Source organism: Cyanobacterium sp. Dongsha4, from assembly GCF_036345015.1.
In the GTDB taxonomy this organism is placed as follows: domain Bacteria; phylum Cyanobacteriota; class Cyanobacteriia; order Cyanobacteriales; family Cyanobacteriaceae; genus PCC-10605.
Genome location: NZ_CP084098.1, coordinates 113,950 through 127,063, shown reverse-complemented (window position 1 = coordinate 127,063; position 13,114 = coordinate 113,950). Strand labels below are relative to the sequence as shown.

Genomic DNA, 13,114 nt, shown 5'->3' with positions numbered 1-13,114 from the left:
ATGAAAGTAGGCTCTCAAGTTTTTTTAGTTTGTGGTTTGGCTGTTTTTGGTGTTAGTTTGGGGGTTGTTCCTGAGTACAATCAGGGTTCAATTTCTATTCAATCTAAAGCTATGGCGCAAAATGTTTCTGATGAAGATTTAAAAAAATATGCCCAAGCTGCGATCGAAATTGAGAATTTACGCAAAACTACCTATAGTAATATAGAAGGAATTGTCGGTAAATCTATGGGGCAAATGAGTTGTAACCAGCGACAAAGTTTCAGTCAACTTCCTGATAATGCCCGTAACATGGCGATCGAATATTGTGATCAGTCAGAAACTATCGTAAAAAATCACGGCTTAAGTGTTAATCGTTTTAATCAAATAACTCAGCAAGTCAAACAAAATCCTAGTTTAAAACAACGTTTGCAATCTATCATTGGACAAATGTAGTTAACCTCAGTTAGGTTTAAGAATATCGGATAAGGTTAGGTGTTGGGGATTGAGGTATTGGGGTATTGGGGTTTTAGGGAGAAACTAATTATTAAAGTGCTGAAGTTACTAATTACTAATTGTTTATTACCTTTGCCCTTTGCCCCTTGCCCTTTTAACTTTGCCCTTTTCGCCATCACTTATAGATGAAAATTTATCCCGAATTCAGGTTAAATAGGCTATATATTTACTTTATTCATTTAATACTACTATTTTTTTATAAATAGGAAATACCATATAAATATCATCTTCTTTTATCTTAAAAAAACTTAATCTTATATTAAATTTCTGACAAAAAAAGTGAGGTAATTTATAAATCTTTCTATAATGTTTAGGTAATAAAGCAAAGAGAAAAAAGAGCTATGCTTAAGAATTTCTTTAGATTTTCAGCTAGTTAAACTCTACATTTTAGGAAGAAATTATGATCAATACTCACATCCCCAAAAAACAAGGATTATACGATCCACAAAACGAACATGATGCCTGTGGTGTCGGTTTTGTTGTCAATAAATACGGGAAAAAATCTCATGAAATAGTTGGTCAGGCTTTGACTATTTTAATAAACTTAGATCATAGAGGCGGTTGCGGTGCTGAAGCAAATACAGGGGATGGTGCAGGAATTTTAATGCAGTTACCCGATGGTTTTATGCGTAAAGAAGCCGAAAAACTAGGTGTTGAATTGCCTCCTGTGGGAGATTATGCCGTAGGTATGATTTTTGCATCCCCCGATGAAGAAGCCAGAAATAAAGCCCGAAGAATATTTGAGCAAGTTGTAACGGAAGAAGGGCAAAAAGTATTAGGATGGCGTGATGTGCCTACGGATAACTCGGATTTGGGTAAAAGTGCCTTGAATTGTGAGCCTTTTATGCAACAGGTATTTATCGCTAAAAACCATGAAATTACCGATAATTTAACCTTTGAACGCAAATTATATGTAATCCGTAAACGCTCTTTTAACGCTATTAAAGCCCCAAAAATAGATGAATACTGGTATCCTGCAACCCTTTCCAGTCGTACAATTGTCTATAAAGGAATGTTGCGCCCTGAGCAAGTAGGTAAGTACTATTTAGATTTGAGTAATCCTGAGTTAGAAACGGCTCTAGCCCTTGTTCACTCTCGTTTTAGCACCAATACCTTCCCTAGTTGGGATCGCGCCCACCCTTACCGCTACATCACCCATAACGGCGAAATAAATACCCTTAGAGGCAATATTAATTGGATGCACGCTCGTCAATCCCTGTTTAAATCCGATTTGTTTGGGGATGATATGGCAAAACTTCAGCCTGTAATTAACCTCAATGGCAGTGATTCTCTGATTTTTGATAATGCCTTAGAAATGTTGGTATTAAGTGGGCGTAGCCTTTCTCACGGGGTAATGATGATGATTCCTGAGCCTTGGAGTGGACATGAGTCTATGAGTGCCGAGAAAAAAGCCTTCTATCAATACCATTCCTGCTTAATTGAACCCTGGGATGGACCAGCTTCGATCGCATTTACAGATGGGAAACAAATAGGTGCAATCCTCGATCGCAACGGCTTACGTCCTTCTCGCTATACTGTTACTAAAGATGGTTTAGTGATTATGGCATCGGAAGCAGGGGTATTGCCCATTGAGCCGGAAAGGGTAGAAAGCAAAGGCAGATTGCAACCCGGACAAATGTTCTTGGTGGATATGGAAGCAGGGCGTATCGTGCCAGATGAGGAAGTAAAAGCACCCATTATCAATCAACATCCCTATCAACAATGGCTAAATGATCACTTATATAGCCTAGACGATCTCGCTCCCCTTATTAAGGGGGGATTAAGGGGGGATCAAACTCCTAAAGATGAAAGTATTAATCCAGACATCCTCATCGCCTTACAACAAACCTTTGGTTATACCTTTGAAGACTTAAGAATGCTCCTCGCCCCTATGGGTAAAGACGGAGTAGAATCTATTGGTGCAATGGGTATAGATACTCCCTTAGCTGTATTGAGCGATCGCCCCAAATTGTTGTATGATTACTTTAAACAACTATTTGCACAGGTGACAAATCCCCCCATTGATCCCATTAGAGAGGCAATTATCACCTCTGCGGAGACTACCATCGGTAAAGAAGGTAACTTATTAGAGCCAACTCCCGAAAGTTGTCATCTCATCGCCCTCAAAACTCCCATTATTACCAATGAAGAATTAGCAATTCTCAAAAGCCTAGATTGTCCTAGTGTTCATCATTTCGACAATCCCGAACTCAACCCCCCCTTAACGAAAGAGAGTGGTAATCATGGATTTAAAGCCCACACCTGTTCAATTCTGTTTGACCCCAAATCAGGGGTAAAAGGGCTAGAAAGCACCTTACAGAACATTTTTGAGGAAGTTGACGAAGCAATTAAGAAGGGATGCACCCATATTATTTTGAGCGATCGAGATGTGAATTTTTACAACGCTCCCATACCAGCTTTATTAGCCGTATCTGGATTACATCACCATCTGATTCGTAACGGCACTCGTACCCGTGTTGGTATTATCCTTGAATCAGGCGAACCCAAAGAAGTCCATCATTTTGCTGTATTATTAGGTTATGGTTGCGGTGCGATCAATCCTTACCTTGCCCTTGAAACCTTTAAAGATATGATTAAACAAGGGTTAGTCACCGATGTTGACCATAAAACCGCTTGTAAAAATTATATCAAAGCCGTCACCAAAGGCATCATTAAAATTGCCTCAAAAATCGGTATTTCTACCATCCAAAGCTATCGGGGTGCGCAAATCTTCGAGGCGATCGGACTTAATCAAGATGTCATTGATAAGTATTTTACATGGACAGCATCCCGTTTGCAAGGCATCGGTTTAGATGTCATTGCCCAAGAAACGATTATGCGTCATAGCCACGCTTTCCCTGACAGACAAGTTAACGGACATACCCTCGATGCAGGAGGAGAATATCAATGGCGTAAAGACGGCGAGGCACACCTATTTAACCCTCAAACCATTCACACCTTACAACAGGCAGTGCAACAGGGAGATTATGAATTGTACAAAAAATACTCCCAAATGATCAATGATCATGGAAAGCAATTCTTCCGTCTCCGTGACTTATTGGAGTTTAAACAACGGGAATCCATACCCATTGAAGAAGTTGAGCCTATCGAAAACATCATGAAGCGCTTTAAAACAGGGGCGATGAGTTACGGTTCGATTTCCAAAGAAGCCCATGAGTCTCTCGCTATTGCCATGAATCGCATTGGCGGTAAATCCAACACAGGGGAAGGAGGGGAAGACCCAGAGCGCTATACTTGGACTAATGAGCAGGGAGACTCAAAAAATAGTGCTATCAAACAGGTAGCTAGTGGGCGTTTTGGTGTTACCAGTCTTTACTTATCCCAAGCTAAAGAGATACAAATTAAAATGGCACAGGGTGCGAAACCGGGTGAAGGGGGGCAATTACCGGGTAAAAAAGTCTATCCCTGGATTGCGAAGGTGCGTTATTCTACCCCCGGAGTGGGCTTAATTTCTCCTCCTCCTCACCATGATATTTACTCCATTGAAGATTTAGCAGAATTAATCCATGACTTGAAAAACGCTAATCGAGAAGCCCGTATTAATGTAAAATTAGTGTCAGAAGTGGGAGTAGGTACGATCGCCGCAGGGGTTGCTAAAGCCAAAGCCGATGTGGTGTTAATCTCTGGTTATGACGGAGGCACAGGCGCTTCTCCTCGCACATCTATTAAACACGCAGGACTACCGTGGGAATTGGGATTAGCGGAAACCCACCAAACCCTCTTATTAAATAACCTCCGCAGTCGTATTGTGGTAGAAACCGATGGGCAAATGAAAACAGGGCGAGACATTGCGATCGCAACTCTGTTAGGTGCAGAGGAATACGGCTTTTCTACCGCCCCCTTAGTGACTCTTGGATGTATCATGATGAGGGTGTGTCATTTGAATACTTGCCCTGTGGGAGTAGCTACCCAAAACCCCGAACTTCGTGCTAAATTTACAGGTGATCCTGCTTATACCGTCAATTTCATGAAATTTATCGCCCAAGAAATGCGGGAAACTATGGCAGAATTAGGCTTCCGCACAGTGGATGAGATGGTAGGACGTACTGATGTATTAAATCCTAAAGGTGCGATCGAGCATTGGAAGGCTAAAGGTATCGATATATCTCCCATTCTCCATCAACCCAACGTTGATCCTAATACTCCCCGTCATTGTACCATCAAACAGGATCACGGTTTAGAACAGTCCCTCGATATGACTACTTTACTTGATTTGTGCAAAGGTGCGATCGAGAAAGGAGATAAGGTAAAAGCCACCTTACCCATTAAAAACATTAACCGTGTGGTTGGCACAATCTTAGGTAACGAAATTACCAAGAAACACTGGGAAGGTTTACCCGAAGATACCGTGCAGTTGCATTTTGTCGGTAGTGCAGGGCAAAGTTTAGGTGCATTTGTACCGAAAGGAGTCACCCTTGAATTAGAAGGAGACGCTAACGACTATATCGGCAAAGGCTTAAGCGGAGGTAAAATCATCGTTTATCCCGACAAAAAAGCCACCTTTGAAGCGGATGAGAATATCATTGTCGGTAACGTAGTCTTGTATGGTGCAACCAGTGGTGAGGCTTATATCTCAGGGGTTGCAGGAGAGCGCTTCTGTGTCCGTAACTCAGGTGTAACCGCCGTTGTGGAAGGAGTGGGCGATCATGGTTGCGAATACATGACAGGTGGTAAAGTAGTTATCATCGGTAAAACGGGGCGTAACTTTGCCGCAGGAATGAGTGGCGGTGTCGCCTATATTCTTGATGAAACAGGGGATTTTGCTACCCACTGCAATACGGAGATGGTTGGTTTAGAAACCCTCGATGATGCTTCGGAGATTGCCGAATTAAAACAATTAATTGTCAAACATCAACAATTTACTAATAGTAAAAAAGCCCAAAAAGTTCTTGATAATTGGGAGGAAAATATCGGTAAATTTGTGAAAGTAATGCCTCGTGATTATAAACGAGTTTTAGAGGCATTAAAAGAGGCAATTAATTCTGGTTTAAGCGGTGATGAAGCGTTAAATGCGGCATTTGAAGCTAACGCCCAAGATGTAGCCCGTGTGGGAGGAAGTTAAGGTTTTTTTTGTCACGCAAAGACGCAAAGTCGCAAAGAGTTAAACAAAGTAGGGTGGGCAATGCCCACCTTTATTTTTTGATATTAAAAGGGTAAAATCAAGGTGGTTTATTTAATTATGAGGTTATATTTTGCCAATAAATAAAACAACGAAACAAAACCTTTTACAAGCAATAACTAACGAAAAAGACAAAATCGTTATCCCAGATATTATACCGCAAGATCAAGAGTTGAGAAATGCTTATCAAATCGCTCGTATTTTAGATCAATATTTACCTGACTATTTTAGGCGTGTAAATAAACCATTAACATTAACTGAAATTGAGCAAAAAATAGATCAAATCTTACTCAAATTCAAACAAGAAGTTTTATTTGCTTTGTCTCAAGAAAAAGATAAATTCAGAAAAGAGATTCAAGAAAATAAGACTACTTTTAAAAATATTTTTGAGTTTGCAGGATGTGAAAATTTATATTTATCTAATCTTTATACCCGTTTTATTTCGGAAAATATGGGTCATAAATTAGAAGATATTGCAGGAATAGTGAATAATGTTTTTCTACCTGATAAGGAATTAGATATAACAATAAAAGGTATAGATTTAATTATTTTTCACGAAGAAAAGATAAAATATACTCAACTCAAAACAAAAAAAGATACTCTTACAGGAAGTCAAAGTAGTCGCTCAATTAATGAGTTAAAAATTCATCCTTTTTCTATTTTTGCAGTCGCTCTTGATATGGGGAATAGTTGGACTATAAATAAGGCAAGTTGTGAAAAATATCAGATTGAAAGATTAGCAGGTGAATCTTTTTGGTCTTTGCTCAATTTAGACTATAATTTAATACTTAATAAACTGGCAAAAACCATCAGGGAAATAGATAAAGAACTTTATTAATCTTTTAATTTGTTATAATAACTTAAATAATTATTAAACTATTTAATTAATATGTTATCAAACAATCTATCAGGGTCATATAAAATACTAAAAAATCCACAAAAATATGATTTTAATATTATTGAGTTATTCGCTGGTTGTGGAGGTATGGCATTAGGATTAGAAAATGCTGGTTTACAAACAGAGTTATTAGTTGAAATTAATAAAAATTGTTGTGAGACATTGACTAAGAATCGTGCTAATTGGCAGGTTTTAAATGAAGATGTAACGAAAATAGATTTTACAAAATATCAAAATAAAGTAGATATAGTAACGGGGGGTTTTCCTTGTCAAGCCTTTAGTCATGCAGGAGAAAGAAAGGGATTTTTAGATACTAGAGGTACACTATTTTTTGATTTTGCTAGATGTATAAAAGAAGTTCAACCTAAAATTATTATTGGTGAAAATGTTAGAGGTTTAATTACTCATAAAAAAGGTGAAACTTTAGCTATAATTTTAAAAACTTTAGATGAATTAGGCTATCAAACAAGTTATAAATTATTGAATGCTCAATATTTTGATGTTCCGCAAAAAAGAGAAAGAATTATCATTATGGGAACTAGAAAAGATTTGAATATTCAACCCATTTTTCCCAGAGAAAATAATTATATTATTACTTTAAAAGAAGCATTAAAAAATTGCCCTATCTCAGAAGGTGTTAAATATAATCAACGAAAAAAAGAGATTATGGAATTAGTACCAGAGGGAGGAAATTGGCGTAATTTGCCAGAAGAAGTTCAGAAACAATATATGAAAAATAGTTATTATCAAGGGGGGGGAAGAACTGGTTTTGCGAAACGATTATCTTATAATGAACCTTGTTTAACTTTGACTTGTAGCCCTGCTCAAACTCAAACAGAAAGATGTCATCCCATCGAAACTCGACCTTTAACCGTAAGAGAATATGCAAGAATACAAACTTTCCCTGATGATTGGGAGTTTATGGGTTCGTTAACATCACAATATCAGCAAATAGGTAATGCAGTACCTGTTAATTTGGCTTTTCATTTGGGTAAATGTTTAATTAGTATGTTAACTGGAGAGAAAAAAATCTCGATTCAAGAAGAAAAACAATTATCTTTATTTTAATTTGATAATTAAGGGGCGATCGCACCTTTTGTGTATAATATTTTTTCAGTTTAGAACAATTAACCGAAATTAGTGAACAAGCTAGAGAAGGCTTTTTTCAAATTAATAATTTACAAATACATATTGCAGAAGCACAACCAGTTATTTCTGCATCTTTGCTACAATTTATCCATCAAGTAATTGATAAAATCGAAAAGAAGATTCCAGCTTTACAACAAAGTTTTAAGCTAATATGTTGAGAATGTTCGATCACACTCTTTAAAAGATAAACTATAATTTATATGGTACTGAAAATTAGAAGCAAAATGCGATCGCATCTAACAAGAAATTAACTAAAAAACTCTCTTCACAGAAGGCAATGAAAACCTTAATTTATGTATCGCTAAGACCCGAATCTTACGCCCACCATAAGCATCCCGTATTGCTGCTACCTTCCGGTCCTGACAAGGTTTGAGCGTCACAGTTGCATAAGTTCGAGTCAATGACCATTATAACTTAATCTTCTCAACAAACACAAGGTTAATTGTCCAAAACAATTTTTTAAATTAGATATGACATTAGGTCAAAGTTCATAGTATGATAGTAGAAAATAAAATTTGACGATCTGTAAAAATACAAAAAATACAATGAAAAAATTAGGTTTATTCTTATCTTCCTTACTTTTAGCAGTGACATTCATGTTTACTGCGATCGCTCCTGCTCAAGCTGATACAGTAGAAGTAAAAATGGGTGCAGATAGTGGTATGTTAGCTTTCCAACCTGCAAAAGTAACTATTAAAGCAGGGGATACTGTAAAATGGGTAAATAATAAATTAGCTCCTCATAACGTAGTTTTTGATAGTTCTGTAAAAGATGCAGATAAATTAAGTCACAAAGGTTTAGCATTTAGCCCCGGAGAATCTTTTGAGGTAACTTTTAACGAACCAGGTGAATATCCTTATTACTGTGAACCTCATCGTGGTGCTGGAATGAATGGTACTATCATTGTAGAATAATAAAATTAAAAATACTTACTTTTCATCACAATCATTGAAGACGGTTTTATACCGTCATTTTTTTTAGTAATACAAAATTATAAACTTTGCCCATATCATTACAATAAATAGCTATTAACAATCTGATTAAAAAAATCCAAATACTTAGGATAGTTACTGATGATATTTGAACCAGAATGATTATCATAATATTTATTCTTATTCATACTCTTGGTCTTTTCATCATTAATTAATCCCTTAAATAATATTCCAGAATAGTTAATTTTCTTTTTGATGATGGGAGTATCAATCACACTTATCAATAATGGTTGATTTTCCAACTTGTAAACAAAATTTAACTGTATTTTATGCGGTGAAACACTATTTACTTTTATTCTATTTTCTGGCAAACTCAAAAGGTTATTGTTGATAAAATTTAAACCTGAGCATTTACCCTTTGGAAAAGTAATTAACCTGCGAAAAACTATCTGAAATCGTTGAAACTGATACTTAAGAATTTGAGCGATAAAGTTATTGACAATAATATTTAAAGAATTAGAATTAGCTTTTTTTTTATAACTGAAAGACACTTTTCCTATCTCAACATTAATATTTATACCTTCTTGAAAAGATAATTGGAAGGAATGAGGTTTACAAACTACAGGCTCTTTTAATTGCCAATGGGGGGGAATAATTCCTTGTTGATATAAATTGACCAAATTTAATTGACTCGGCTTGAGAGATTTCGCAAAAATTATAATAGTTATATCTTGGTAATCATATATTTTTAAAGGCTTTTGAGGTTCAAAGTTGTTCGGAAAAGGTATTTTCATCTGAGGTTAAGTATTGTAAAGTAAAATTAAGAAAAGCATCACAGTTTATATTAATTGTAGGAAAATATTATGACTCTGGCAGTAGGTACTAAAGCACCCAATTTTACAACCAAAGATGATCACGGTAACACCGTTTCCTTATCTGATTTCGCTGGTAAAGTTGTGGTTTTATACTTCTATCCTAAAGATGATACTCCCGGTTGCACTAAAGAAGCTCAAAGTTTCCGTGATAACTATACCCAATATCAAGGCAAAGATATGGTAGTTTTGGGGGTAAGCAATGATGATGAGGCTTCTCATAAAATGTTTAAAGAAAAGTATGGTTTGCCTTTTCAACTTTTAGCTGATACTGATAGAAGTATTACTAAAGCCTATGATGTGGAAATGACCTACAATGGGCAGATTTATCCCCAAAGAGTAACTTATATTATCGACGGAGAAGGAACAATTACTCATGTTGATGATAAAGTACAAACTGCAACTCATGCTCAAGACATCTTGGCTATTTTAGGCTAATCAAACTGAGTTGGAGATAAATTTTTTGGGCAAGGGGCAAGAGATAAACCCCTCTGTTTCTCCCCTTAAAAGGGGAGAAGGGCAAAAGAGTTTAGTTAACTTCTCCCTAGTACCCTAGTACCCTAACACCCCAATAACCCAATCTCCTAACCTCTCAAATTATTCCGCCGATTTTAAAACAGCTTCTGCGGCGGCTTCGGCTGTGCGTATTGCACCATCAAAAAAACCTGCCCATCTTTCTGCTATTTCTGTTCCAGCCCAGTAAATACGATTAAAAGGCTTGTTGATTGATTGTCCAAATCTTGTCCATACCCCCGGAGGCATGAAAGCGGCATAACCACCTCCTACCCATTGATTGGAAGGCCAATCTTGTATATCAAAGGTTGTAGGAGATAGGGCTTGTTGTCCCAAATATTTAGCTAAATCTGATAAAACAACGGATTTTTGTTCAGATTCGGTTAATTTTATCCACCGATGATAGCGATCGCCCATGACAAAAGTAGCTAATACCCCTTTTCCACTGCGAGGGTCTGAACTATCGGCAAAAAGTTCAATCCATTCTGTGTTTCCCATACCTACTCCTGCAAGTCCTTGAGAACGCCAAAATGGTGTTTCATAGGAGATCAGTAATTTTGCTAATGTTCCCATCGGAAAGCGTTGAGTAAGTTGTTGCTTAATAGCTGGTAAGGGAGGATGATAGGTTATTTTTCCTGCTAAATGAGGAGGCATGGCTACAATGACGAAATTAGCTTGATATATACCTTTGAGGGTGGTTACTTCAACTCCATGATCATCTTGGCTGATTTTCACCACCGCTTCACTGAGATGAATTTGGTTGTTTAATTCGGCGACAATTTTACTGGGTATTTGTCCTGCACCATCGTGGATAAGTTCTGCTTCTGGATGTTCGGCTTGGGAGGCAGATTTATTACCCCACAAAACGTGTAATAGTGAAACTTCATCAGGTTCAGCAGGACCTAGAAACCCTACTGCACGGCACATATAGGCAAAATACCAACGACCGAAATCCGTTTGTGTATTTTCTTGAATCCACTGAGCAAAAGTTTGGCTGTCCAGTTTTTTATTTGCTTCGTTAGCTTCTGGATATTGAGGGGATAAACTTTGGGAAAGCTCATCAAACGTTTTCCATGCTTTCATTGCATCTTGCCATTCTTCCTCAGATACATTAGGGCGATCGCCTTCTGCAAAACCCTGAAAAAAACCATTAAATTCTTGCCGTTTGCCGTTGTAGATTAACACTACCTTCCCTTGTAAAGGAGAAGGAAAACGAGGAATATTATATTCATCTAATAAAGCTAAAAAGCGGTCTTGAGTAGGACCTACCCATTGACCACCCAAATCTATATACTGGTTAGGAGCAATATGTTTTCCTAACATACGCCCACCTATGTAGTCTTGAGCTTCAAAAACCACGACATTTTTTCCCGCTCTTTGTAAGTTACGTGCCGCAACTAATCCAGATAAACCAGCACCGACAATAATGCAATCATATCTATGTGTCATTCTTAATTGAAGATCTCATAATTTTATTTATACCTGAATTATAATACAAAATATGGAACAACCTTAATAAAGATTAAAGACTTAATTCCTGAGAGCGTAGATAGGCAGATTTAACGGCGGAGATAACGGCACTACGGAAACCTTTTTCTTCAAGGGCGGCAACTCCTGCAATGGTTGTTCCGCCGGGGCTTGTGACTTGATCTTTTAAGAGGGCAGGATGTAAGTTTTTTTGCTTAACCAATTCTGCTGTACCTAAGACTGTTTGTACTGCTAACTCAAGGGCGATCGCACGAGGTAATCCAGAAGCCACGCCACCATCGGCTAAAGCCTCTATCATTAAGGCAACAAAAGCGGGGCCAGAACCAGATAAACCTGTCACCGCATCCATTTGATACTCTGGCACTTGAATCACAGAACCGATCGCCTCAAATAAAGATAATGCTAGACTTAATTGAGACTCAGAAACTTTGCCATTAGGTGCGATCGCACTCATTCCTTGTCCTACTAAGACTGGAGTGTTGGGCATAACTCTAATAATAGGAAGGGAAGCAAAAGCCCTTTCTAACTGAGAAAGAGAAGTACCAGCCAAAATCGATAAGATGAGGGGAATATGGCGATGAGGATTGATGCTTAAGCCTTCGACTACCCTTTCAAAAATTTGCGGTTTAATCGCTAATAACAACACCTGAGAATCATCTAAAACCTTTTGATTATCAGTAGTAGTTTCCACCTGATATTGTTCCTGCCACCATTGACGACGAGGGGGTGCAGGATCGCTTATAATTATTTCTGAAGCAATATATATATTTTGTGCGAGTAAGCGGGAAATAATCGCTTCAGCCATTACTCCACCGCCAATTACTCCTAATTTAAAAGACACTATAGATTTTGCTATTTAGGACGACTTTATATAGATAATAATAGAGTAAACCTAGCTTCCTTTAAAACTCCAATCATTGAGCCATAGAATCAGGTAACTCGGTAGAGGAAGTTTCATTCCAGAGAGCATCAAAAGATTTAGTTAATCCTTCAGAGGCAATCTTGGTACTACCATTTTGATAAGACTTACCAGAGATTGTACTAACTTTGACATTTCTGGGAGTGAAAAGGAAAATACTTTCACCGATTCTCTCTTGATGACCATCAATAGCATAAGTGCCACCCGCCACAAAATCAACCGCTCTTTGAGCTTCTTCTGCTTCCATTACATTCAAGTTAAGAATAACAGATCTTTGCTCTTTTAAAGTTTGAATTACTTGGGGAATTTCATCAAAAGAATGAGGCTCAATTACTACTACTTCATTCACAATATTATTTACTCCTGGCATTCCAATAACGTTGTTGGGTAAACTGCTCGAAAAACTGCCACTGTCAAGATAAGAAGGGGAAGCAGAAACATCGCTGGATTTATTAGCAGAAGTTTCCCTATTATCTCTAGGGCGACGACGAGAAGAAGAAGGAGGTGGAGTAACTGGGGCTTCTGTTTGAGGTATAGCAACCTCATTCATTTCAATATCAGAAGGGGGTAAATCTTGAGTAGCCATACTTTCAATTTCCTCCTCATAGTATTGGTAATCGCCTTGTCCTCCACCAATAATATCTTTTAATTTGCCTAAAAAATTACTCACGGGTTTAATTCCTTAACGACTCTAGTATCATAATATAAACT

At 37.5% G+C, this 13,114-nt stretch carries 10 protein-coding genes and 1 other RNA gene; 6 read left to right on the top strand and 5 right to left on the bottom strand.

The features are described 5' to 3' along the window. The 4 genes from Dongsha4_RS00545 (at position 1) to Dongsha4_RS00530 (ending at position 7,598) form a co-directional block, all read left to right on the top strand. Positions 1-432, top strand: a complete 432-nt coding sequence (locus tag Dongsha4_RS00545) for a DUF4168 domain-containing protein (RefSeq protein WP_330203858.1) — start codon at positions 1-3, stop codon at positions 430-432. 460 nt (positions 433-892) lie between these two features. After that, positions 893-5,575 carry a glutamate synthase large subunit gene (gene gltB, locus Dongsha4_RS00540; protein WP_330203857.1) on the top strand — a complete coding sequence of 1,561 codons (4,683 nt, stop codon included), beginning with the start codon at positions 893-895 and terminating at the stop codon, positions 5,573-5,575. A gap of 130 nt (positions 5,576-5,705) precedes the next feature. After that, entirely contained in the window at positions 5,706-6,470 is a 765-nt protein-coding gene (locus Dongsha4_RS00535; RefSeq protein ID WP_330203856.1) for a hypothetical protein, read from the top strand. A 51-nt stretch (positions 6,471-6,521) separates the two neighbouring features. Beyond that, a complete protein-coding gene (locus Dongsha4_RS00530) occupies positions 6,522-7,598 on the top strand; it encodes a DNA (cytosine-5-)-methyltransferase (protein WP_330203855.1) in 1,077 nt (358 codons plus the stop codon). 383 nt (positions 7,599-7,981) lie between these two features. On the opposite strand, the gene ffs is transcribed toward Dongsha4_RS00530, so the two are convergent. Then, positions 7,982-8,078, bottom strand: an RNA gene (gene ffs / locus Dongsha4_RS00525) — signal recognition particle sRNA small type. Positions 8,079-8,224: 146 nt separating this feature from the next. On the opposite strand from ffs, the gene petE reads away from it, so the two are divergent. Beyond that, complete coding sequence (petE, locus tag Dongsha4_RS00520; protein WP_330203854.1) at positions 8,225-8,593, top strand: plastocyanin; 369 nt, start codon at positions 8,225-8,227, stop codon at positions 8,591-8,593. A 98-nt stretch (positions 8,594-8,691) separates the two neighbouring features. On the opposite strand, the gene Dongsha4_RS00515 is transcribed toward petE, so the two are convergent. Further along, positions 8,692-9,405: a hypothetical protein gene (locus tag Dongsha4_RS00515; RefSeq protein WP_330203853.1), complete on the bottom strand. Its 714-nt coding sequence runs from the start codon at positions 9,403-9,405 to the stop codon at positions 8,692-8,694. Between the two features lie 69 nt (positions 9,406-9,474). Between Dongsha4_RS00515 and Dongsha4_RS00510 the strand changes: the two genes are divergently transcribed. Next, positions 9,475-9,921, top strand: a complete 447-nt coding sequence (locus tag Dongsha4_RS00510; RefSeq protein WP_330203852.1) for a peroxiredoxin — start codon at positions 9,475-9,477, stop codon at positions 9,919-9,921. Positions 9,922-10,080: 159 nt separating this feature from the next. On the opposite strand, the gene Dongsha4_RS00505 is transcribed toward Dongsha4_RS00510, so the two are convergent. From Dongsha4_RS00505 to Dongsha4_RS00495, 3 genes are all read right to left on the bottom strand, one after another. Continuing rightward, entirely contained in the window at positions 10,081-11,445 is a 1,365-nt protein-coding gene (locus Dongsha4_RS00505) for a flavin monoamine oxidase family protein (RefSeq protein ID WP_330203851.1), read from the bottom strand. A gap of 73 nt (positions 11,446-11,518) precedes the next feature. Continuing rightward, positions 11,519-12,325 carry a pyrroline-5-carboxylate reductase gene (proC, locus tag Dongsha4_RS00500; RefSeq protein WP_330203850.1) on the bottom strand — a complete coding sequence of 269 codons (807 nt, stop codon included), beginning with the start codon at positions 12,323-12,325 and terminating at the stop codon, positions 11,519-11,521. A gap of 73 nt (positions 12,326-12,398) precedes the next feature. Further along, positions 12,399-13,073, bottom strand: coding sequence for a cell division protein SepF (locus Dongsha4_RS00495; protein WP_330203849.1), 675 nt, complete (start codon positions 13,071-13,073; stop codon positions 12,399-12,401). Between the last annotated feature and the right edge of the window lie 41 nt (positions 13,074-13,114).